Annotated in this window: 20 protein-coding genes; 14 read left to right on the top strand and 6 right to left on the bottom strand. The window is 69.9% G+C overall.

Annotated elements, in window-relative coordinates; genetic code table 11:
* Positions 1-48: 48 nt before the first annotated feature.
* Positions 49-504 (bottom strand): DUF3093 domain-containing protein, encoded by a 456-nt coding sequence (locus tag ACIBEA_RS17415; RefSeq protein ID WP_399261707.1) that lies wholly within the window; start codon positions 502-504, stop codon positions 49-51.
* A 58-nt stretch (positions 505-562) separates the two neighbouring features.
* Here ACIBEA_RS17415 and ACIBEA_RS17410 point away from each other — a divergent pair, with 58 nt between their 5' ends.
* From ACIBEA_RS17410 to ACIBEA_RS17380, 7 genes are all read left to right on the top strand, one after another.
* Positions 563-1,147, top strand: a complete 585-nt coding sequence (locus ACIBEA_RS17410) for a PaaI family thioesterase (RefSeq protein WP_399261705.1) — start codon at positions 563-565, stop codon at positions 1,145-1,147.
* Entirely contained in the window at positions 1,147-1,683 is a 537-nt protein-coding gene (gene dut, locus ACIBEA_RS17405; RefSeq protein ID WP_399261703.1) for a dUTP diphosphatase, read from the top strand. Before ACIBEA_RS17410 ends, dut begins: the two co-directional genes overlap by 1 nt.
* Before the next feature lies 1 nt (position 1,684).
* Entirely contained in the window at positions 1,685-2,461 is a 777-nt protein-coding gene (locus ACIBEA_RS17400) for a DUF3710 domain-containing protein (protein WP_399261701.1), read from the top strand.
* Between the two features lie 159 nt (positions 2,462-2,620).
* Positions 2,621-5,257 (top strand): ATP-binding protein, encoded by a 2,637-nt coding sequence (locus ACIBEA_RS17395; protein ID WP_399261699.1) that lies wholly within the window; start codon positions 2,621-2,623, stop codon positions 5,255-5,257.
* Positions 5,254-5,940: a response regulator gene (locus ACIBEA_RS17390; RefSeq protein ID WP_399261697.1), complete on the top strand. Its 687-nt coding sequence runs from the start codon at positions 5,254-5,256 to the stop codon at positions 5,938-5,940. The genes ACIBEA_RS17395 and ACIBEA_RS17390 overlap by 4 nt, the downstream gene beginning before the upstream one ends.
* Before the next feature lie 24 nt (positions 5,941-5,964).
* A complete protein-coding gene (locus tag ACIBEA_RS17385) occupies positions 5,965-6,384 on the top strand; it encodes an OB-fold nucleic acid binding domain-containing protein (RefSeq protein ID WP_330333123.1) in 420 nt (139 codons plus the stop codon).
* A gap of 3 nt (positions 6,385-6,387) precedes the next feature.
* Entirely contained in the window at positions 6,388-7,200 is an 813-nt protein-coding gene (locus ACIBEA_RS17380; RefSeq protein WP_399261695.1) for a DUF3159 domain-containing protein, read from the top strand.
* 106 nt (positions 7,201-7,306) lie between these two features.
* Here ACIBEA_RS17380 and ACIBEA_RS17375 read toward each other — a convergent pair whose 3' ends face one another.
* Together ACIBEA_RS17375 and ACIBEA_RS17370 are read right to left on the bottom strand one after the other, a co-directional pair.
* Positions 7,307-7,969: a TrkA family potassium uptake protein gene (locus ACIBEA_RS17375; protein WP_283449663.1), complete on the bottom strand. Its 663-nt coding sequence runs from the start codon at positions 7,967-7,969 to the stop codon at positions 7,307-7,309.
* Positions 7,966-8,634, bottom strand: a complete 669-nt coding sequence (locus ACIBEA_RS17370; RefSeq protein WP_354379042.1) for a TrkA family potassium uptake protein — start codon at positions 8,632-8,634, stop codon at positions 7,966-7,968. The genes ACIBEA_RS17375 and ACIBEA_RS17370 overlap by 4 nt, the downstream gene beginning before the upstream one ends.
* Before the next feature lie 295 nt (positions 8,635-8,929).
* On the opposite strand from ACIBEA_RS17370, the gene ACIBEA_RS17365 reads away from it, so the two are divergent.
* Positions 8,930-10,996 carry an APC family permease gene (locus ACIBEA_RS17365; RefSeq protein ID WP_399261693.1) on the top strand — a complete coding sequence of 689 codons (2,067 nt, stop codon included), beginning with the start codon at positions 8,930-8,932 and terminating at the stop codon, positions 10,994-10,996.
* A gap of 190 nt (positions 10,997-11,186) precedes the next feature.
* Entirely contained in the window at positions 11,187-12,521 is a 1,335-nt protein-coding gene (locus tag ACIBEA_RS17360; RefSeq protein WP_399261691.1) for a class I SAM-dependent RNA methyltransferase, read from the top strand.
* Positions 12,522-12,698: 177 nt separating this feature from the next.
* On the opposite strand, the gene ACIBEA_RS17355 is transcribed toward ACIBEA_RS17360, so the two are convergent.
* The 3 genes from ACIBEA_RS17355 to ACIBEA_RS17345 form a co-directional block, all read right to left on the bottom strand.
* Positions 12,699-13,889, bottom strand: a complete 1,191-nt coding sequence (locus ACIBEA_RS17355; RefSeq protein ID WP_399261689.1) for a hypothetical protein — start codon at positions 13,887-13,889, stop codon at positions 12,699-12,701.
* Positions 13,889-15,304, bottom strand: coding sequence for an N-6 DNA methylase (locus tag ACIBEA_RS17350; protein ID WP_399261687.1), 1,416 nt, complete (start codon positions 15,302-15,304; stop codon positions 13,889-13,891). The genes ACIBEA_RS17355 and ACIBEA_RS17350 overlap by 1 nt, the downstream gene beginning before the upstream one ends.
* Positions 15,305-15,366: 62 nt before the next feature.
* Entirely contained in the window at positions 15,367-15,546 is a 180-nt protein-coding gene (locus ACIBEA_RS17345) for a hypothetical protein (RefSeq protein ID WP_399261685.1), read from the bottom strand.
* A 531-nt stretch (positions 15,547-16,077) separates the two neighbouring features.
* Here ACIBEA_RS17345 and ACIBEA_RS17340 point away from each other — a divergent pair.
* From ACIBEA_RS17340 to ACIBEA_RS17320, 5 genes are all read left to right on the top strand, one after another.
* Positions 16,078-16,914, top strand: coding sequence for a vWA domain-containing protein (locus tag ACIBEA_RS17340; protein WP_399261683.1), 837 nt, complete (start codon positions 16,078-16,080; stop codon positions 16,912-16,914).
* Between the two features lie 35 nt (positions 16,915-16,949).
* Positions 16,950-17,777, top strand: a complete 828-nt coding sequence (locus tag ACIBEA_RS17335; protein WP_399261681.1) for a hypothetical protein — start codon at positions 16,950-16,952, stop codon at positions 17,775-17,777.
* 2 nt (positions 17,778-17,779) lie between these two features.
* Positions 17,780-19,957, top strand: coding sequence for a hypothetical protein (locus ACIBEA_RS17330; RefSeq protein WP_399261679.1), 2,178 nt, complete (start codon positions 17,780-17,782; stop codon positions 19,955-19,957).
* Between the two features lie 169 nt (positions 19,958-20,126).
* Complete coding sequence (locus tag ACIBEA_RS17325; RefSeq protein WP_399261949.1) at positions 20,127-21,683, top strand: TIGR02677 family protein; 1,557 nt, start codon at positions 20,127-20,129, stop codon at positions 21,681-21,683.
* The gene (locus tag ACIBEA_RS17320; protein ID WP_399261676.1) at positions 21,680-22,927 is read left to right on the top strand and encodes a TIGR02678 family protein; all 1,248 of its coding nucleotides are present in this window, start codon (positions 21,680-21,682) and stop codon (positions 22,925-22,927) included. Before ACIBEA_RS17325 ends, ACIBEA_RS17320 begins: the two co-directional genes overlap by 4 nt.
* Positions 22,928-22,953 lie beyond the last annotated feature (26 nt).

The raw sequence follows: 22,953 nt of genomic DNA, 5'->3' as shown, positions 1-22,953 counted from the left end.
GAGGCGACCGAGGCGACCCGGTGGGTCGCGCCGGGCGGCCCCCGCCCCCTAGGAGCGGGCCGCTCGCAGGGCCGCCGCCAGTGCTTCCGGCTCCCGCGTCGAGACGTACACGTACGGCGTCGGGTCCGCGGGGTCGGTGACCTCCACGCGGACCGCCGTCGGCACGTAGCTGCGCATCAGCATGAAGGCGCGGTCATGGGCCTTGTACGTCCGCCAGGCGAGCGCCTCCTCGGCGTCCAGCACCTCGGGTTCGCCCAGGGCCGAGACCGGGATCCGCGCGTCCCCGATGCTCAGCGCACCGTTCACCACGCGGACGCGTGCGGACCCGTACGAGCTCACCCACGCCCCGGCCAGCGCCGTTCCGCCGACCAGCCCCGCCAACAGCGGCAGGGTGCCCAGTGGCAGCAACATCAGCGCGCACGACAGACCCAGCAATACGGAGATGGCCCACCAGGCGCGGGGGGCGGTCAGTCGTTCGTCGTGGTGCGCGGGGGAGAGCTGCATGTCTCCAAGCTTGGCACGGGGCGACCCGTGGCCGGTGGCGCGGGTAAGGTCTGCGCCTGTGAGTGGACGAAACACAGCGTTGACACCTCCCGCCGATGCCACGGCGCCGGTGCGGCACCCCGATGCCCCGGCACCCGGCGAGCTCCTCGGCGCGCACTACGAGCACTGTTTCGGCTGTGGCGGAGGGCAGCCCCACGGGCTCCACCTGGAGGCCAGGGCCGGCGAGGGCGTGCGGGTCACCGCCGAGTTCACCGTCAAGCCCGCCCACCAGGGCGCCCCGGGCCTGGCCCACGGCGGCGTGCTCGCCACGGCGCTCGACGAGACCCTCGGCTCCCTGAACTGGCTGCTGCGCGTGATCGCGGTGACCGGGCGGCTGGAGACCGACTTCGCGCGGCCCGTGCCCGTGGACACGGTGCTGTACCTGGAGGCCGAGGTCACGGCCGTCGCGGGACGGAAGATCTACTCCACGGCCGTCGGTCGGATAGGCGGCCCGCAGGGTCCGGTCGCGGTCCGTGCCGAGGCCCTGTTCATCGAGGTCAAGGTCGATCACTTCATCGACAACGGACGACCCGAGGAGATCCGGGCGGCGATGGCCGACCCGGACCAGGCCAAGCGCGCCCGCGCCTTCGAGGTGAACCCCTGATGTCCCAGAACTCCTTCGCGCCCGTCGACGTGCTGATCCGCCGCGTCGACCCCGAGGTGCCCCTGCCCGCCTACGGTCACCCCGGTGACGCGGGCTGCGACCTCGTCACCACGCAGGCCGCGGAACTGGCTCCCGGCGAGCGGGCCGTGCTGCCCACCGGCGTGTCCATCGCGCTGCCCGACGGCTACGCCGCCTTCGTGCACCCGCGCTCCGGGCTGGCCGCACGCTGCGGGCTCGCCCTCGTGAATGCCCCGGGGACGGTGGATGCCGGGTACCGTGGGGAAATCAAGGTGATCGTGGTCAATCTCGACCCGCGCGAGAGCGTACGGTTCGAGCGTTTCGACCGCATTGCCCAGCTGGTTGTCCAGCGGGTCGAGAGGGTGCGCTTCCACGAGGTGGCGGAACTTCCCGGCTCGGCGCGGGCCGAGGGGGGTTTCGGCTCCACCGGTGGTCATGCGGCTGTGGCCGGAACCGGCGCTGGTCAGCAGGGTGGGAATGGCTACGCTTCGGTCGTAACCGACCGGGAAGGACAGTGACGTGTTCGGACGTCGCAAGAAGAACGAATCCGTCAATGACGGGAGCGCGGCCGAGCAGGTCGACGGCATCGGGGCCGAGGGCCAGGACGTCGCCGACGACTCCGCCGCGAGCGAGCCGCGCAGGCTGAACCTGCCGCCGGCCCCGCGTCCGGACGGCCCCTGGGACGACTCCGAGGTCTCGGCTCCCGCCGAGGGCCGGGTCGACCTCGGCGGCATCCTCGTACCGGGTGTCGAGGGCATGGAACTGCGCGTCGAGGTCGCCGGGGACGCGATCGTCGCCGCGACCGTCGTGCTGCACGACAGCGCGGTGCAGCTGCAGGCCTTCGCGGCGCCCAAGAAGGAAGGCATCTGGGGCGAGGTCCGCGAGGAGATCGGCGCGGGCATCACCGCCCAGGGCGGCATCATCGACGAGGTCCAGGGCCCGCTGGGCTGGGAGCTGCGCGCGCAGGTCCCGGTTCCGCTGCCGGACGGCCAGACCGGCGCCCAGCTGGTCCGCTTCGTCGGCGTCGACGGTCCGCGCTGGTTCCTGCGCGGTGTGATTTCCGGCCAGGGCGCGGTGCGCCCCGAGGCCGCCGGGGTGCTGGAGCAGATCTTCCGCGACACCGTCGTGGTGCGCGGTGAGGGCCCGATGGCCCCGCGCGACCCGATCGTCCTGAAGCTGCCGAACGACGCCCAGATGGTGCCGGACGGCGTGCAGACGGAGGAGCAGGAGGGCTCGCGCTTCTCCGGCGGCATGGGCCAGCTGGAGCGCGGACCGGAGATCACCGAGGTCCGCTGAGCACCTGGCAGACGCGTTCACGGCCGTGGGCCGCACCCTTGCGGGGTGCGGCCCACGGCCGTTCCCGGGGCGGAGCGATCGCGTCAGGGATCCGTCAGGGATGGCCGTACGGGGGTTCATCTGCGCGTATTCGGTCGACTCGTCCCGGAGAATGAGCGCATGGGACGCGGCAAACTACGGATCTACCTCGGTGCGGCGCCCGGCGTGGGCAAGACCTACGCCATGCTGTCCGAGGGCCACCGACGGGTGGAACGGGGCACGGACTGCGTGGTGGGCTTCGTCGAGCACCACGGGCGCCCGCGCACCGAGGTGATGCTGCACGGCCTGGAGCAGACGCCGCGCCGCGAGGCGACGTACCGCGGGGCCGCCTTCACCGAGATGGACGTGGACGCGCTCCTCGCCCGCCGGCCGGCGATAGCCCTGGTGGACGAGCTGGCGCACACGAACGTGCCGGGCTCGCGCAACGCCAAGCGCTGGCAGGACGTCGAGGAGCTGCTCAAGGCGGGCATCGACGTGATCTCCACGGTGAACATCCAGCACCTGGAGTCCCTGGGCGACGTGGTCGAGGCGATCACCGGGGTCCGTCAGCGGGAGACCGTCCCCGACGAGGTGGTCCGGCGGGCGGACCAGATCGAACTGGTCGACATGTCCCCGCAGGCGCTGCGCCGCCGGATGGCGCACGGCAACGTCTACCAGCCCGACAAGGTCGACGCGGCCCTGTCCAACTACTTCCGGCCCGGCAACCTCACCGCCCTGCGCGAGCTGGCCCTCCTGTGGGTCGCGGACCGGGTCGACGAGTACCTCAACGAGTACCGGGGCGAGCACGGCATCCGCTCCACCTGGCAGGCGCGCGAGCGGATCGTCGTCGGCCTGACCGGCGGCCCGGAGGGGCGCACGCTGATCCGTCGGGCGGCCCGGATGGCGGCCAAGGGCTCCGGCAGCGAGATCATGGCCGTCTACATCGCCCGCAGCGACGGGCTGACCGCGGCCTCGCCCAAGGAGCTGGCGGTCCAGCGGACCCTGGTCGAGGACCTTGGCGGAACGTTTCACCATGTGATCGGCGATGACATCCCCGACGCCCTGCTGGAATTCGCCCGGGGGGTCAACGCCACGCAGATCGTCCTCGGCTCCAGCCGCCGCAAGGCCTGGCAGTACGTCTTCGGCCCCGGCGTCGGCGCCACCGTGGCCCGCGACTCCGGACCCGACCTCGACGTCCACATCGTCACCCACGAGGGGGTGGCCAAGGGGCGCGGGCTGCCCGTCGTGCGCTCCGCCGCCCGGCTCGGGCGGGGCAGGATCGTGGCGGGCTGGCTTGTCGGCATCCCCCTGCCCGGACTGCTCGCCCTGGTCCTCACGCACGTCGACTCCGACCCCGGCATCGCCAACGAGATGCTGCTCTTCCTCTCGCTGACGGTCGGGGCCGCGCTGCTCGGCGGGCTCTGGCCGGCGCTCGCCTCGGCGGCCTTCGGCTCCCTGCTGCTCAACTTCTACTTCGCCCCGCCGGTGCACCGGTTCACCGTCTCCGACCCCAAGAACATCGTGGCCATCGCCGTCTTCTTCGGGGTGGCCGTGTCCGTGGCCTCCGTGGTCGACCTGGCCGCCCGGCGCACCCACCAGGCGGCCCGGCTGCGCGCCGAGTCCGAGATCCTCTCCTTCCTGGCGGGCAGCGTCCTGCGCGGCGAGACCACCCTCGACGCCCTGCTGGAGCGGGTCCGGGAGACCTTCGCGATGGAGTCGGTGGCCCTGCTGGAACGCGCGGCCGACGTGGAACCCTGGACCCCCGCCGGGAGCGTCGGCCCCAACCCGGTGGCCCGCCCCGAGGACGCCGATGTGGACATGCCCATCGGCGACCACATGGCGCTGGCCCTGAGCGGGCGCGTGCTGCCCGCGGAGGACCGCCGGGTGCTGGGAGCCTTCGCCGCGCAGGCCGCCGTCGTACTGGACCGCCAGCGCCTGGTCGGCGAGGCCGAGGACGCCCGCCGGATGGCCGAGGGCAACCGGATCCGCACCGCCCTGCTCGCCGCCGTCAGCCACGACCTGCGCACCCCGCTCGCCTCGATCAAGGCCTCCGTGAGCTCGCTGCGCTCCGACGACGTGGAATGGTCCGAGGAGGACAGCGCCGAGCTGCTGGCCGGGATCGAGGAGGGCGCCGACCGGCTCGACCACCTCGTGGGCAACCTGCTCGACATGTCCCGGCTGCAGACCGGCACGGTCACCCCGCTGATCCGCGAGATCGACCTCGACGAGGTGGTCCCGATGGCGCTGGGCGGCGTACCGGAGGACAGCGTCGTGCTCGACGTGCCGGAGTCGCTGCCGATGGTCGCGGTGGATCCCGGACTGCTGGAACGGGCCGTCGCCAACGTCGTGGAGAACGCCGTCAAGTACAGCCCGGGAGGGGAACCGGTGACGGTCGCCGCGAGTTTCCTCGGTGACCGGGTCGAGGTCCGCGTGGTGGACCGGGGACCCGGCGTGCCCGACGAGGCCAAGGACAAGATCTTCGCGCCCTTCCAGCGCCACGGGGACGCCCCGCGGGGCGCCGGGGTGGGACTCGGCCTCGCCGTCGCCCGCGGTTTCGCCGAAGCCATGGGCGGCACGCTGGCGGCCGAGGACACCCCCGGCGGGGGACTGACGATGGTGCTCACCCTGCGCGCCGCAGGCGGGGGGCCGTCCCCCGCGGCCGAAGGCGTCATGCTCACACCCACGGACATGCGACAGACACCCACAGACGTACGACAGACGCCCACGGACATGCGACAGACGCCCACAGACGTGCGACAGAAGGCAGGACCCCAATGACCCGGGTGCTCGTGGTGGACGACGAGCCGCAGATCGTCCGAGCCCTCGTGATCAACCTCAGAGCGCGCAAGTACGAGGTCGACGCCGCCGCCGACGGGGCGCAGGCCCTGGAGCTGGCCGCGGCCCGCCACCCGGACGTGGTCGTGCTCGACCTGGGCCTGCCCGACATGGACGGGGTCGAGGTGATCCGCGGGCTGCGCGGCTGGACCCGGGTGCCCATCCTGGTGCTCTCCGCCCGGCACAGCTCCGACGAGAAGGTCGAGGCGCTGGACGCGGGCGCCGACGACTACGTCACCAAGCCCTTCGGCATGGACGAGCTGCTCGCCCGGCTGCGCGCCGCCGTCCGCCGGGCCGAACCCGGCGCCGGCGCGGGCGAGGACGAGGTGGTCGTGCGGACCGAGGGGTTCACCGTGGACCTGGCCGCGAAGAAGGCGGTGCGCGAGGGGCGCGACGTACGCCTGACCCCCACCGAGTGGCACCTGCTGGAGGTCCTGGTCCGCAACGGGGGCAAGCTGGTCAGCCAGAAGCAGCTGCTCCAGGAGGTCTGGGGGCCCTCGTACGGCACCGAGACGAACTACCTGCGGGTCTACATGGCGCAGCTGCGCCGCAAGCTGGAGGCCGACCCCTCGCACCCTCGGCACTTCATCACGGAACCGGGCATGGGATACCGCTTCGAGAGGTAGCCGACGCGCCGGTACGCTTCCTGTATGAGTGCTGAACCGCGTCCCGAGAAGCCCGCGAAACCGGCCAGGCCGGGGGGCCGGTTCCGCCGGATGATAGAGCGGCTTTCCACCTCCCAGGAGGAGCTGCATTCGGCGGAGCTGCAAGAGGACGCAGAAGCCGCGGGGTGCACGCGGATCTGCGACTGCCACGACCGCCAGATAGTCAAGGTCACCGGTACGCTGCGCACGGTCACGCTGCGGCCGAGGGCGGGCGTGCCGGCGCTGGAGGCGGAGCTGTTCGACGGCTCCGCCGCGCTGGACGTGGTCTGGCTCGGCCGTCGCTCGATCGTGGGTATCGAACCGGGCAGGCGCATGATCGCCTCCGGGCGGATCTCCATGAGCCATGGGCGCCGGGTCCTCTTCAACCCGAAGTACGAACTCCGACCGCTCGGACAGGAGCACTAGCCGGTGACGTCATTCGACAAACCGACCCATCAGCCGACGGGCCCGTCGCAGGAGGCGCGGGCGCGCCACGCGCGGGTGCCCGACGCGCAGCCGAGCGACGCTGAGCCGACCGAGGACCAGAAGGCCGTGACCCAGGCGGCCCTCTTCGACGCCTTCGGCGGCATCCGGGGCACGATCGAGACGATGCTCCCGGGCCTGCTCTTCGTCATGATCTACACGATCAACAAGAACGTGCAGATGTCCGCCATCGCGGCGGGCGCGGTGGCGGTCGGGCTGGTCATCGTGCGGCTCGTCCGCAAGGACACCGTCAAGCACGCCTTCAGCGGAGTCTTCGGCGTGGGCGTCGGCGTGGCCTTCGCCCTGTTCACCGGCACCGCCAAGGGCTTCTACCTGCCCGGGATGATCTACGGCGCCGGGCTGGGCGTGGCCTTCACGCTCTCCGCGCTCGTGGGCTTCCCGTTGCTCGGGGTGATGCTCGGGCCGGTCTTCAAGGAGAACCTGTCCTGGCGCACCCGCAACCCGGGGCGCAAGAAGGCGTACACCAAGGCCAGTCTGGCCTGGGGCCTGATCTTCCTGGCCAAGTACGCGATCCTCTTCCCGCTGTACTTCTGGGGTGACGAGACGCAGCTGGGCTGGGTGCTGATCGCGCTCAAGTTGCCGCCGATGGTGCTGGCCGTCTACTTCACCTGGCTCTTCCTGGCGAAGGCGCCGCCGCCGATCAACGTGCTGGCGGAGTGGGAGGCCGAGGAGGCCGCCGAGAAGGAGCGCAAGGCGGCGGAGAAGGCCGCGAAGGCGGCACGCAACCAGCAGGCCTGAGGGCCGGCGGGGCGCACACGAAAGGGGCGTGTGCGCACACGGAAGGGGCGGGTGGCCATCGGGCCGCCCGCCCCTCCCGTGTGTGTACGAGGGGTGCGCGCCGGTGTCAGCGGCGGGCCTGGAGGAGTTCCTCCAGCTGCTCCTCGCGGGCCTGGGCGGCCACGAACAGGAGCTCGTCGCCGGACTCCAGGGTCTCCTCCGGGTGCGGGGTCAGCACCCGGTTGCCGCGGATGATGGTGACCAGCGAGGTGTCCTCGGGCCAGCTGATCTCGCTGATCTGGGTCCCGGCGACCGGGGACTCCGGCGGCAGGGTCAGCTCGACGAGGTTGGCGTCGCCGTGGCTGAAGCGCAGCAGCCGGACCAGGTCGCCGACGCTCACCGCCTCTTCGACCAGGGCCGACATCAGGCGCGGGGTGGAGACGGCGACGTCCACGCCCCAGGCCTCGTTGAAGAGCCACTCGTTCTTCGGGTTGTTGACGCGGGCCACCACGCGCGGCACCCCGTACTCGGTCTTCGCGAGCAGCGAGACGACGAGGTTCACCTTGTCGTCACCGGTGGCCGCGATGACCACGTTGCAGCGCTGGAGCGCGGCCTCGTCCAGCGAGGTGATCTCGCAGGCGTCGGCCAGCAGCCACTCGGCCTGTGGCACCCGCTCCACCGAGATGGCGGTCGGCGCCTTGTCGACGAGGAGGACCTCGTGCCCGTTCTCCAGCAGTTCGCCCGCGATGGAGCGGCCCACGGCGCCTGCGCCGGCGATCGCGACCCTCATGCGTGTGCCTCCTCGGGGCCCTCGGCGAAGGCCGCCTCGACCTTCTCGATCTCGTCCGTGCGCATCATCACGTGGACGAGGTCGCCTTCCTGGAGCACGGTCTGGGAAGTCGGCAGCATCGCCTCGCCCAACCGGGTGAGGAACGCGACGCGCACGCCGGTCTCCTCCTGCAGGTTGCTCACCTTGTGCCCGATCCAGGCCGCGGAGGTGTGCACCTCGGCGAGCTGGACCCCGCCGCTCGGGTCGCGCCACAGCGGCTCGGCCCCGGACGGGAGCAGCCGGCGCAGCATCTGGTCGGCGGTCCACCGCACGGTCGCGACGGTGGGGATGCCGAGGCGCTGGTAGACCTCGGCGCGCTTGGGGTCGTAGATGCGGGCGGCGACGTTCTCGATGCCGAACATCTCCCGGGCGACCCGGGCGGCGATGATGTTGGAATTATCACCACTGCTGACGGCGGCGAACGCCCCCGCCTCCTCGATGCCGGCCTCGCGCAGGGTGTCCTGGTCGAAGCCGACGCCCGTGACGCGGCGGCCGCCGAAGGACGCCCCCAGCCGGCGGAACGCGGTGGGGTCCTGGTCGATCACGGCGACCGTGTGCCCCTGCTGCTCCAAGGTCTGCGCGAGGGCGGAGCCCACCCTTCCGCAGCCCATAATGACGATGTGCACGGCCGTCCTTCCGGCTGTCGGCGGCTGGCGGCCTGCCGTGGATCGCCTTTCGGGCTTCCTTCGGGCTTCCGTGGGAGTTCCATCGGAGTTCCGTCGGCGTTGCGTCGGGGTTCCACGGGGGCCAGCCTTGTTACCTGCTCAGGCTTAACAGGGTCTCAGACCGTGGCCCAAGCTACACACGGGCGGTCACCAGTGTGACCCCAGTGTCGTCTGTTGGGGTCCTGTGGTCTGCAAATACGCCGACGTGGGGGTGGTGGTTGGCCAGGCGAATTTCCCAACGCTTACGATCCTCTGCGTGTCCAAACTGACCGACGTGCCCAAACGGATCCTGATCGGCCGGGCGCTACGCAGCGACCGCCTCGGAGAAACGCTCCTCCCCAAGCGGATCGCCCTACCCGTCTTCGCCTCCGACCCGCTCTCCTCAGTGGCATATGCCCCTGGCGAGGTACTGCTGGTCCTGTCGATCGCGGGCGTGTCGGCGTACCACTTCAGCCCGTGGATCGCGGTGGCGGTGGTCGTGCTGATGTTCACCGTCGTCGCCTCCTACCGGCAGAACGTCCACGCCTACCCGAGCGGCGGCGGCGACTACGAGGTCGCCAACACCAACCTCGGCCCCAAGGCGGGCCTCACCGTGGCCAGCGCCCTGCTGGTCGACTACATCCTGACCGTCGCCGTCTCCATCTCCTCCGGCGTCGAGAACCTCGGCTCCGCCGTCGATTTCGTCATCGAGCACAAAACGCTCTCCGCGATGATCATGATCGTGCTGCTCACGCTGATGAATCTGCGCGGAGTGAAGGAATCCGGGAATCTCTTCGCGATCCCGACCTATATCTTCGTCGGCGCGGTATTCGTGATGATCGCCTGGGGCGCCTGGCGCGGCCTCGTCATGGGCGACACGATGGAGGCCCCGACGGCGCATCTGGAGATCAAGGCCGAACACCAGGGCCTGGCGGGCTTCGCGCTGGTGTTCCTGCTGCTCCGGGCCTTCTCGTCCGGCTGCGCCGCGCTCACGGGCGTCGAGGCCATCAGCAACGGCGTCCCCGCCTTCCGCAAGCCCAAGAGCAAGAACGCGGCCACCACCCTCGCCCTCATGGGCGGCCTGGCCGTGACCATGTTCTGCGGCATCATCGGCCTGGCCATGGCCACCGACGTGAAGATGGCTGAGACGCCGGCCAGCGACCTGCTCGACAAGGGCGTCCCGGTCGGCTCCGGATTCGTCCAGCACCCGGTGATCTCCCAGGTCGCCGAGGCCGTCTTCGGCAACGGCAGCTTCCTGTTCATCGTGCTCGCCGCGGCCACCGCGCTCGTCCTCTTCCTGGCCGCCAACACCGCGTACAACGGCTTCCCGCTGCTCGGCTCGATCCTGGCCCAGGACCGGTACCTGCCGCGCCAGCTGCACACCCGCGGTGACCGGCTGGCCTTCTCGAACGGCATCGTGCTGCTCGCCGGCGCCGCGATGCTGCTGGTGTGGATCTACGACGCCGACTCGACGAAGCTCATCCAGCTCTACATCGTCGGCGTGTTCGTCTCCTTCACGCTGAGCCAGATCGGCATGGTCCGGCACTGGAACCGCCACCTGCGGACCGAGCGGGACCCGGCGGCCCGCCGCCGGATGCACCGCTCCCGGGGGATCAACACCTTCGGCGCGATCTTCACCGGGCTGGTGCTGGTCGTCGTGCTGGCCACCAAGTTCACCCACGGTGCCTGGGTCGCCCTGCTCGGCATGGTGATCTTCTACGGCACGATGAGCGCGATCCGGAAGCACTACGACCGGGTCTCCGCGGAGATCGCGGCGGCCGACGGGCCCTCCGAGGACAGTGTCCGGCCCTCCCGGATCCACTCGATCGTCCTGGTCTCCAAGGTCCACAAGCCCACCCTGCGGGCACTGGCCTTCGCCAAGCTGACCCGCTCGGACACCCTGGAGGCGCTCAGCATCAGCGTCGACCCGGTGGAGACGAAGGCGCTGCGCCAGGAGTGGGAGCGGCGCGGGATCAACGTGCCGCTCAAGATCCTCGACTCGCCGTACCGGGAGATCACCCGGCCGGTGGTGGAGTACGTGAAGGGGCTGCGCAGCGAGAACCCGCGCGACGCCGTCAGCGTCTACATCCCGGAGTACGTCGTCGGACGCTGGTACGAGCACCTGCTGCACAACCAGAGCGCGCTGCGACTCAAGGGCCGACTGCTCTTCACCCCCGGTGTGATGGTCACCTCGGTGCCCTACCAGCTGGAGTCCTCCGAGCTGGCGAAGAAGCGCGCCAAGCGGCGCCAGGACTGGAACGCCCCGGGTGCGGTGCGCCGCGGCCCCGTGGACACGCCGCGCCCGCCCCGGCCGCCGAAGTCGAAGGACACGGCCGCGAAGTAGCACGGCGGCGAAGTAGCCGCCGCCCCGTGTTGGTGAACGGCCGGACGAGATCCACGTAAACTGGTGGGTCGGTCGTCCGGCCGTTTCCGTACGCCGGCACTCCTCCGTACGACCGCTACGCCCCGCACGTCCAGCACGCCCCGCACACCCCGTGCGGGTTCTCGCCCTTGAACCTTGGAGTTCCCCCGACATGACCGAGCAGAACGAGACGAAGAAGTCACTGGTCGGGGAAGAGTACGAGGTCGAGGTCGGCGCCGTGGCCCACGGCGGCCACTGCATCGCCCGGACCGCCGAGGGCCGGGTCCTGTTCGTCCGGCACACCCTGCCCGGCGAGAAGATCATCGCGAAGGTCACCGAGGGCGACGAGGACTCCCGCTTCCTGCGCGCCGACGCGGTGACCGTGCTCGAAGCCTCCAAGGACCGCATCGAGGCCCCGTGCCCCTACGCCGGTCCGGGCAAGTGCGGCGGCTGCGACTGGCAGCACGCCAAGCCCGGCGCGCAGCGCCGCCTCAAGGGCGAGGTGGTGGCCGAGCAGCTCCTGCGGCTGGCCGGGCTCACTCCCGAAGAGGCCGGCTGGGACGGTACGGTCCTGCCCGCCGAGGGCGACAAGCTGCCCGCCGGACAGGTCCCCGCCTGGCGCACCCGGGTGCAGTTCGCGATCGACGAGGACGGCCACGCGGGCCTGCGCAAGCACCGCTCGCACGACATCCAGCCGGTCGACCAGTGCCTGATCGCCGCCCCGGGCGTCACCGAGCTGGGCATCGAGAAGCGCGAGTGGCCCCAGCTGGCCGCCGTCGAGGCCATCGCGGCCTCCGGCTCCGGCGACCGCCAGGTCGTCCTCACCCCGCAGCCCGGCGGCCGCCTGCCGCTGGTCGAGCTGGACAAGCCCGTCTCGGTCCTGCGGGTCGAGGAGAAGGACGGCGGCGTCCACCGCGTCCACGGCCGCGCCTTCGTCCGCGAGCGCTCCGACGGCCGCACCTACCGCGTCGGCATGGGCGGCTTCTGGCAGATCCACCCGCAGGCCGCCGACACCCTGGTCAAGGCCGTCATGCAGGGCCTGATGCCGCGCAAGGGCGAGATGGCCCTCGACCTCTACTGCGGCGTCGGCATCTTTGCGGGCGCCCTGGCCGAGCGGCTCGGCGACACGGGCGCGGTGCTCGGCATCGAGTCGACGAAGCGCGCGGTCGAGGACGCCCGGCACAACCTCCAGGACATGGAGCGCGTCCGCATCGAACACGGCAAGGTCGAGCAGGTCCTGCCGCGCACCAAGATCAGCGAGTGCGACCTGATCGTCCTGGACCCGCCCCGCGCCGGCGCCGGCAAGCAGACCGTCCGCCACCTGGCCGGCCTCTCCCCGCGCCGGATCGCCTACGTCGCCTGCGACCCGGCCGCCCTGGCCCGCGACCTGGCGTACTTCAAGGACAACGGCTACAAGGTCCGCACGATGCGCGTCTTCGACCTCTTCCCGATGACCCACCACGTGGAGTGCGTGGCGATCCTGGAGCCGGTGGCGAAGGCCGGCTGACTGGGTTGGCTGGGCGATATGTGAGGCGTGTCATGGGCGTCACCGGCGATATCGATTGGCTTCGATGCTCGTGACACGACGCACGCCCGACGGACAGCAGGAGCATCGCCCGATGGACCGTCAGGGCGGTGCAGCCGCTGCCGCATCGGCGCCGGGCCGGTGACTATTGTCCTCGGGTTAGGGATCGCTGGGCGAGGTCATGTCGGCCCTTGCCGAGATGTCGCGCAGGATGGCGTCCTTCAGTTCGGACAGCGTGCTGATCTCCGAAGCGAGCTGCCTTGCCATCGCGTGCAGGGGGTCGGTCAACTCGTGGAAGCGTGTTCGGACGCTCACGTCAGGCCATGCGATGCTCAGGCGCGAGAAGGCGCCTGCGGAGATCTCCCGTCCGTTCTGGCCCTGCGTGGCGCCCACGATGGCGCTGCTCCGGCTCCTCAGTTCGTGCAGGAGCCACCAGGTGTCCAGGGGGTTCTGAGGGCGTACAGCCAGGACGCCCCTGGTGTGTGAAGCGAGGCGACGCGTCACTGCGATGTGTGCGCCGGTCGGACGAGTGGTCAGTAGGAGTGTGCCAGGGGGGCACGTCGCTGGATTGTCCCCCTGGCTGCACAAGCGGCTTCTCCTGACGTAGGGCAGCGAGAGCTCGAGGAGTTCGGTCGGGGTGATCCCGTCGATGCCCGAAGCCTCGGAGCGGGGGGCCAGCGACTTCGCGGAGCCCGTGCCGCTCTTCGCCTTGGTGACCTCGCCGAGTCTTCGTGTTTCCCACGTGGCACTGTTGGAAGTCCATTCGTCGTGCATCGCATCGCACAACTCCAGCGTCGTGAGCGCTGCTGTCCTGTTGAGGGCCGCCTTCGCCTCGATGAGACTGATCGCTCTGTGGAACTTCGCGATCGTGCTCGCCGGGGGGAGGGGGAAGGGCATGCGGCGAAGTGAGTCGAGGCTCAGGGTCGGTTCGACGTGGGCGGTCACTTCCTCGTCGATCCATGCTCTCGCCGTGGGTGTCTGCAACCAGATCTGAAGCCAGCGCACGATGTGTGGGGCTGCTCGGATGATTCCGACCGATCTGGTCGCCCTCCATCCGGAGTGCTGGGCGGTGACGAGCGCGGCATCGCCCGTCCGACGGACAAGTACGACGACCAGATCACCCTCCTGAAGCGTGGCCCGAGTCGCACGCACATCTGGCGGGTGGGCGATGTTGCCAGGAGGCGTGCGGATGTGCCCGTCCCTGAGGTGAGTTGAACTGACCACGGCCCGCTGCTCGGAACCGTCATCGTTGAGAACGCCGAATGTGGTGAACATGGCTCGTCCGGGGAATTCGGCGATGGCGGTCTCCCGCCATGCCTCGGAACAAAGACTGTCGGTCGTGGTGTCCATCAGATCTCCTTCAGCGCTTCCAGCAGCCGCGGTTCGAGCGCGTGGGCCTGGCCGAGCTTGTCGGCCAGGTCGCGCTTCAACTCGTCGATCCTGCTACGGGTGGCCTCCTGCTGCCCCGGTGGCGTCGCCGCGTACGTCGTCGGCATCAGGTCGTAGGAGCGGCGGGCGATCTCCTCGGTCGTGCAGCTTCGACACCAGCCGGGCTCATCACGCCGGGGGGCGTCCGCAGAGTTCTCCTCGACCATTCCCCTCCACGCCGCGAGCGTGGCCAGGATCCGTTCGGAGTGCCGGTCGCCCAATCGCCGCGCCCTTGAATCCGGGATGAGTTCGAAGGCCCGCCGCGCGTTGATGAAGAGCACCTGCCCACGCCTGTCGAGGGTTCCCCAACCGGAACGTGCACTCTTGTCCCGGTTCAACACCCAGAGGCAGGCGGTGGCATCGGAGGTGCCGAACACCCTGGGTGGAAGCGCGATGACGCACTCGACGATGTCGTCCCCGACCAGCTGTTCCCGCAGACTTCGCGTGGCAGGTTGCGGACTCTTGGCCGCGATGTCGGCCATCAGGAAGGCGGCCCGACCCTGCGGAGCGAGCGCATGCGCGATGTGCAGAATCCAGGCGGAGTTTGCTGTCCCCCTGGGCGGGGGGCCGTCCGGCCATCGAGGGTCGACGTACGGGAGCTCCGTGAGGCCCTCCGCAGCCCAAGCCGGCTGGTTGAACGGAAGGTTGGCCAGGACGATGTCGTACGACGAGCCGGTCTCCGGCCTGGCGAGGCTGTCTCCCGGAGGGGCGATTCGCGCCCCGATGCCCCGTACGGCGAGATTCATACGGGCGACCTGGGAGGTGTGGGCGTGTTGTTCCTTGCCCACCAACGACATGGTGGGATTCAGTCCGACCCTCTCATGAACGTAGCGGTGGCTCTCGGCCAGGAGCCCTCCGGAACCGCAGACAGGATCGAGCACCCTGTGACCGTCCTGAGGCACCGAGGCGCCGATCATGAGACGGGCGATGTCGCGCGGGGTGAAGTACTGGCTGCCGCGCGCCTGAGCGGCCGATAGGTTCTGCAAACACTGATCGAGCAGGTCCCCCACCTGCTGCGCGGCATCAATGGCCCGGATGAGCCTTCGCAGCAGGGAGTCGATGTTGGGGGGCAGGAAGGGGACGGCATCCTGCATACCCGTTCTGCTGCCCCCGTCATCGGGGAGGGCGAGCCATCGATGAAGGCACTGGCTCACGGCACTTGTGATGGGCCCGTCCTTCGCAGCCTGGTGTGAGAGCCACGACCAGGTGGGGGCGACGGAGGTTGGGGAATCGGTGTGCGCGGTCCGGCTCAGGTAGAGCAGCCCGAGGACAAGACGAGCCGCGTCATGAACGTTCATCAGACGGGACAAGTCGTTGGTCAACTCGTCGACCAGCACCAATGCCTGCCGGGTGGCGGTTGTCCTACGCCGGGAGGTCGGGCGAGGCGCCCCCTGCTCCGTCACGGGCCCACCACGCCGAGGGAGGCCATGACCCCGAGGCTCAGGGTGAGCGCAACGGAGAAGGCCGCCACCCCCGCCTTGAAGGCGACTGTGGGCCCGCCTTCCTCGACAGTTGCGACGAGGCTACCGGCAAGGGCAGCAACCAGGGCTGAGAGGAGCGCGATGATCACGTATAACATCTTTTGTTCCATTAGCTTCCTTTCTGAGATCAAGAGACCTGGACGAACAAGACGTCGCCGTGGGGTCCTTGTTGTCAGGTAGGACGGTAGAGGACGTGGCCCCTGCACGATGGAGAGCACGGTGTTTGGGATTTTCCTAAGGATTCCGCAGGCTCTTGAGGGTGATGTGACGGAGCACGGTGTTCGGAGTTTGAGGGAGCGGGACCGCCAGGCATGGCGGCGCAGTGGTCGTCATGCCCACGCGCAGGCCGATCTTCCGCACTTCGTCGCCGCGAGACCCCGGTCCGGCGCATGGGCAACTCCCAGGAGGCGCAGCGCCCGTCGCCGAATTCACGGAGACCGTCCGACAACCGCAGCACACCGTTTCGCGCACATCGTTCTGATCGACTATCACTCGCCCGGCAGCGTCGCGGACTACGATGCAACAGGGGGATTCTCGGTGCCTGAAGCTTGAGAGTCGGTGTCCGGGCGTCAGCATGTCGTGTGAGCTCCTCCAACGACCGACCCCTCCGCAGTCGCCAGGAGTGCAACGTGCCGTACACGGCAGAGATCAGCCGCAGCAATCCGACGAGCATCATCTTCCTCGTCGATCAGTCGACATCCATGAGCGACCCCATCGGTGGTGAAGTCCCCCAGCAGAAGGCCGATGTCGTCGCCGATGCCATCAACCGGCTCCTCACCGAACTGTCCGTCAAGTGTGCAAAGGAGGAGGGCGTACGCGACTACTTCCACGTGGCCGTCATCGGCTACGGCGCTACCGTCGGTTCGGCATTCGCGGGTTCACTCGCCGGCCGCGACATCGTTCCGTTGAGCGAGGTGGCCGACAATCCGGCCCGCATCGACGAGCGGAACAAGAAGGTGTCCGACGGGGCCGGTGGGCTGGTCGAGACCGTGGTCAATTTCCCGCTGTGGATGGACCCGGTCGCCCACGGCGGCACGCCGATGAACCGCGCTCTGAAGTACGCCGCGAACCTCGTCGCCGGATGGACCGGGCGCTACCCTGCCGGTTTCCCGCCGATCGTCATCAATCTGACGGACGGAGAGTCGACCGACGGCGACCCCGGCGCGGCTGCCGAAGCCATCACGTCGCACGCCACGGCCGACGGGGCTGCCCTACTGTTCAACCTGCACGTCTCGGCGGCGGGTGGAACACCCACCGCGTTCCCCGACACCGCCGACGGGCTCCCCGACAGTTACGCCCGCACGCTCTTCAGCATGTCGAGCCCTCTGCCCAGCCACATGCGTTCCTACGCTGCTTCCCAGGGCCAGAAGGTCAGCGAAACCACCCGCGGCTTCGTCTACAACGCTGACATCACCACGGTCGTCCAGTTCCTCGACATCGGCACCCGTGCCACCGAACTGCGGTGACCACTTCGTCATCCTGCGTGTACGTCACTCACCTCGTGGCTCCCAAGTACGGCAGCACGGACGAGGAATGCGAGGATGCCGTCGCTGTGCTCCCGAACTGTTCGCACGACCACATGCTGCGGGGGCCGTTCACCGCGGGTGTGTGTGACGGGGCCACGGAGAGTGCCCTGGCCAAGAACTGGGCACGCCTGCTGTCCGGAGCGGCGGCCGAGTACGCCATGGAGCGACCGGAAATGCTGGCCGGCGGCGCAGCCTTCGAAGGGTTCGCCGCCTCGGCCGTCGCCCGGTGGGACCCTTGGCTCGCCCAGTACACGAAAGGGCGCGTAGAGGAGGGGCGCCCGTTGAAGTGGTACGAGCACACCAAGCTCGCCGAGGGTGCCTACGCGACCCTGCTCGCCCTGCGTGTCGACCCCGATCCTGCTCCTCGACCCGATGACGACACCGGCGCCGACACCTCCGAACCGGGATGGTGGTGGCGAGCCGCTGCGCTGGGGGACAGTTGTCTGTTCCAGCTGCACGAGAACCGGCTGGTCGAGACGTTCCCCGTCAGCTCGGCCGAGGAGTTCGGTACGGTGCCGGACCTGTTCGGTAGCCGCAACCATGATGCGGCGCTGCTGGCCCGCCGTACTCGGTTCGCCGAAGGCCGGTGTGGGCCCGGGGACAGGCTGATCCTGATGACCGATGCGCTGGCCGCTTGGTTCCTTTCGGTCCCTGACCAGGAAGGCGCTGTACGTCAGTTGCTGGACTTCTCCGGACCCAGTGACTTGCGTGGATTCAGGGAATGGCTGGACGGTCTGCGGGAGCGCCGGCAGCTGCGCAACGACGATGTGGCAGTCGTGCGGATCGATTTCGAAGGGCGGTGACCGTGGCCCCGCCCACCGGACCGCAGGTGCAGTTCCCCAGCGGCGCAGCCTACGCGGAAGCCCTGCAGCACACGCAGCTGTGTTTCCAGCACCCCGAACTCAAGGGCGCACGACCAGAACTGACCAAGCTCGGTCTGCCCCGTGCGATATCCGGCGCCTTCGCGAGCGTGTTCTCGTTGACCTCCGCCGCCTCGGGGCAGAGGTACGCGGTCAAGTGCTTCACCCGGCACGTCGCCGATCAGGAGCGCCGCTACCAAGCCGTCAGCGCCCGACTCGCTCGGCTGGACTCGGCTGAACTGTCTCAGCGGTGGAACCTCGGTTTCGAGTATCTTCCCGATGCGATCCGTGTGGGGAAGGGCCTCTTCCCCGTCCTCAAAATGGAGTGGATCGAGGGCGTCACCCTTTCCTCGTGGCTGGAGGACAATCATACGGACCGGTTCGCCGTCGACCGCCTGGCTGACCGGTTCGAAGGTCTGACCCGAGATCTGTCGGTACATGAGATCGCCCACGGTGATCTCCAGCACGGCAATCTGCTCGTTGCGAGCGATGACACCTTCCGCCTGGTCGACTACGACGGCATGTTCGTGCCGGAGCTCGCGGGCCTGGGCGGGACCGAGAGGGGCCACCGCAACTATCAGTCACCCATGCGGGGGAACGACGACTTCGGATCGACGCTGGACCGGTTCTCCGCCTGGGTCATCTTCCTGTCGCTCAAGGCGATCGCTGCCGACCCGGCACTGTGGAACCGGCTGCACGAACCGAGCGGCGAGTTCCTCCTGCTCGCGGAGGATGACTTCAAGAATCCGGCCGGGTCCACGGGGCTCCGGATGCTACTCGCCCATCCCGACCGGACGGTGCGGGGCCTCGCGGACCAGGTCAGGCACCTGGCCTTTCAGCCCCTGGACCTGCTTCCCCCGCTCGCCCGGGCCGTCCCGAACCAACGGCCTTCCACGACGGCGAGCACTTCGGTGCCGGTCCCCTCCAGCGTTGCCGCCGGTACGGGGGGCCTGCCCGGCTGGATGGCCGGGCACGTCCCCGCGCGGGACGTGCCGACGCCGGCCGCGGCTGCCGCGATCGCGCCGGGCAGCTTTCGCACCCGTACGGCACTGGACGTCATGGCAGCAGTGTTGTGGCCCCTTGCCCTGGTGATGACCGTCCTGATGTTCGTCGCCGGGCTCACGGCGCAAACAGCCGCGGCAGGGGTACCGCTCGTCCTCGCCGCCGCGATGACCGTGTTCGCTCGGAGCCGTCGTGCCGAGCGGTCGCAGTCCCGGGCTGCCATGGCCGTGTTGACGCACCAGCTGGGCCGGATCGAGGACCCGCAGAAGGCGGCGGCGAAGCTCCGCAAGGATCGTGCGAAGCTCGACGCAGCGGAGTCGGACCGGAGTGCCGCCTACCCTCGGGCCCAGGGCAAGGTCACGGCCGAGTACCACGCCGCGCTCACGGAAGCCGAGAAGCGCAAGGCGCGCAAGCAGCGGGACACGGACAAGAAGATCGACGGGCTCTCGGACGAACTCCACAAGGCGGTGGCCAAGGCACTTGCCGACAAGCAGGCCGCTCATGTTCGGGATCAGCTGAGTCGGAGGCTGATCGTGCAGTCGCCGCCACACGGCATCGGGCCGACACTCGCTGCTCGCCTTGCTGCTCACGGCATTCGGACCGCCGCTGACTTCACCGGCTACCGGGCTGTGCAGCACAGCCCGTACAACACCACGGGAGCGGTGCTCGTCCTGCCTGGCGGCCGGGTCGCCAACGTCCACGGAATCGGCGAGGCAAAGGCCATCGCCCTGGACGTCTGGCGCAAGGCCGTGGTCGCGTCCGCCGTGGCCAAGCAGCCGACGGCCCTCGGTCGCCCGGAGCGGCAGTCGATCGAGCAAGGTATCGGTCGCCGCCGAGCCCAGCTCACCGACCAGCGCAAGGCCGTGGAGACCGATGCCGAGAGTGCGCGGCTGCTGGCGCGGAAGAGGTTGGACGAGGGGCAGGAGCGACTTGCCCGGGAGAACACCCTTGCCGGGGATCGGGCTCGGCAGGAGAGGCAGGAGTTCGGTCGACGCGCCGTCGTGCTCCAGCAGAACAGCGCCCTTCACGGGACGCTGAGCACCGCGCTGGAGACTGCGAGGCTCCAGCAGCGCGGGCTTTCGTATCCGCGCTACGTGCGCTTCCTGTACGTCGGTCGCTGAGCCTTCGACCGGTCGGGTCGAGGGCTGCCGGGCCGCGCGTCGAACGCGGTTCCATCATGTGGTGACGTTGTTGTCGGCCGGGCACGATCAGTACCCGGTGCGAATCGGCCAAGTACCAAAGTCTCTGTCGATCATGGACCGCGGTCCAGGAGGATGGCGGGCAATGGACATGACTTCCCCGCAGGCGGCAGGCCCGCCGGACGGGTACGGGCCCTTTGCGCATCTTGTCGCTCCGAACGTGCTGCTGTACCGCTCGGTGATGCGGGCCTTCCTCGTCGCCAAGGAGCGGTTCGCCGTGCATCTGCGGCCCGAGGACGTGTTCGCCGGGTTGTCCGCGGCCGTACGGCCCGACGGGCTGGAGGGTGTGGTCGGCGCGCTGGACAAGTTGGTCGAGTGGGGGAACCTGCGGGCCGATCCGGACACCGGGCGGGTCACGGCCGTCGAAGATTTCTATCGCAAGCGCTTCATCTATCAGCTCACCCGAGAGGGGGAGGCGGCCGAGGAGGCCCTGGCCGTCTACGACGAGGGGCTCGGGCGGCGGGGTGCGCTCCAGGCCGTTGCGCTGCACGACATCGTGACCCAGCTGCGGGCCCTGCTGGTGCTCGCGGTCGGGGACGAGCCGGATCCGGCCAAGACGCATCTCGCGCTGGACGGGCTCGCCAGTCGGTTCGGGGCGCTGGCCGACAACGCGCGGGCTTTCATGGGGTCCTTGCAGCGGACCATCGACCTGCATGACGTGGGGGAGGAGGTCTTCCTCGCCTACAAGGATCAGCTCATCCAGTACCTGGAGCGGTTCATCCAGGACCTGATCACCCTCGGCGGCCGCATTGCCCGGCTGATCCGGGAGCTGGAGGAGGGCGGGAGCATCGAGGCGCTGCTGCGGGCCGCTGCCGCCCGTGAGGCCGCCGATGCCACGCCCCAGGAGGCCGCGCACGCCGAGCAGGCCGCGTACGAGCGGTGGGCCGGCCGGTGGGCCGGGCTGGCGGCCTGGTTCCTCAGCCGGGACGGACGGGAATCACAGGCACGGCTACTGCGTGGCCGTGCGCTCGGGGCCGTGCCACAATTGCTGGCCGTCGTGCGGTCGTTGAACGAGCGCAGGGCCGGTCGTTCCGACCGCTCCGCCGACTTCCGTACGCTCGCCCGCTGGTTCGCCGAGGCCCCCGACGACGATGCCCGGCACCGGCTCTGGCGCACCGCCTTCGGGCTGTACCCGGCTCGGCACCTGACCGTGGACGCCGAGACGCTGGCCGCCCGTGTCGCCCGTCCCGAGCCCGCCTCCACCCCATGGGCCGCCGCCGCGCCGCTGCGCATCAGCCCGCAGCTGCGCCGTACCGGCAGCTATGAGCGGCGCGGCAAGCCCCGCAAGGTGGAGGACCGCCAGGATGCGCGCCGCAGGCTCGCCGAGGTGGCCGTCAAGCAGGCTGCAGAGATCGCGGCAGCGCGCGCCCGGCTGGTCACCGACGGCATCACCCGGCTGTCCGGGCTCGGCGAGCTCGATCCCGTCAGCTTCCGGCTTTTCCTCCAGCTTCTCGGGGATGCGCTGGCCACCTGGCGGCCCGGAATGACACACACGGTGGCCACCAGCAACGACGGGTCCATGGAGATCCGGCTCACCGCCCTGGCCGACGGGTCCGTGGCTGAAGTGCGCACGCAGGGTGGCGTCTTCCGTGGCCCCGACCACACCATCGAGATCATCGAACTGGCGGAAGGAGGCGACGGACGATGAGTACTCCGCTCGCCGAAGTGCTGGACGGGCAGCATGCCGCGGAACTGCGCAAGGCCGCCCGCGCCCTGCTGAAGCAGCCTCTGCTGCTCGCCGGCGGCGCGTACGCCGACGAGTTCCGTCTCGTCCGGCGGCACGCCTCCGACCTGCGCGAGTGGTTCGACCGCAACACAGGCTGGTCCCTCCAGGTCGATGCTGAGACCGCCCGGCTGGGCAAGATCCCGGCTCACCTTGCCGATGCCACCCACCCGGCCCGCGAGGCCACGCGCAGCGCTGCTCCCTTCACCCGTCGCCGGTACGTCCTGCTCTGTCTCGCCCTCGCCGCCCTCGACCGCGGCGAGGCGCAGATCGCCCTCGGCCGCCTCGCCGACCAGGTAGTCCTCGACGCCGCTGATCCCCAGCTGGCCGCGACAGGAATCCAGTTCACCCTGGACCGGCGCGACGAGCGGCTCGACCTGGCAGCCGTCGTGCGCCTCCTGCTCAGCCTGGGCGTGCTGCGGCGCGTCGCCGGCGACGAGGAGGCGTACGTCAGCGGCGCGGGAGACGTCCTGTACGACGTCGAACGGCGGGTGCTCGCCGGGCTGCTCGCGACCCGGCGCGGCCCGTCCACCATCCGGGCCGCGACCCTGGACGAGCGGCTCGTCGGGCTCACCGCCGAAACGGCCCTCGACAGTGACGAGCTCCGGTTCCGCGCGATGCGCCGCTCGCTGACCCGTCGACTGCTGGACGACCCCGTGCTCTACTACGACGAACTGACCGACGCCGAGCTGGGCTACCTCACCCGCCAGCGCGGCTTCCTCACCGCACGCATCACCGAACTGACCGGCCTGGTGGCCGAGGTCAGGGCCGAAGGCATCGCCATGGTCGACCCCGAGGACGACCTCACCGACGTGCGGATGCCCGAGTCGGGAACCCACGGCCACGTCACCCTTCTGCTCGCCGAGTACCTCACAAGGGCCGAAGACCCGGTCGTCTCCACGGCAGACCTCGAGCGCCGCGTTGCGGCACTGGCCGGCGAACACGGAGGTTTCTGGGCCAAGTCGGCCCGTGAACCGGGAGCCGAGGGCGAGCTCGTGGAGCAGGCCGTCAGTCGGCTAGCCGCCCTGGGACTGGTCTCCCGCACTCCGGATGGGGTGGTGCCGCGCCCGGCACTCGCTCGGTACGCGGTCGGCGAGACCGTTGTACTCGAACCCCGCACGATCGGCGCTTCTCAGGTGCCCGCGCAACGAAAGGCCCACCAGCGTTGACCCCCCGTGCCGTACTCCCGGCCCCC

Source organism: Streptomyces sp. NPDC051555, assembly GCF_044454405.1.
In the GTDB taxonomy this organism is placed as follows: domain Bacteria; phylum Actinomycetota; class Actinomycetes; order Streptomycetales; family Streptomycetaceae; genus Streptomyces.
This window is presented reverse-complemented; position numbering and strand designations above follow the sequence as displayed.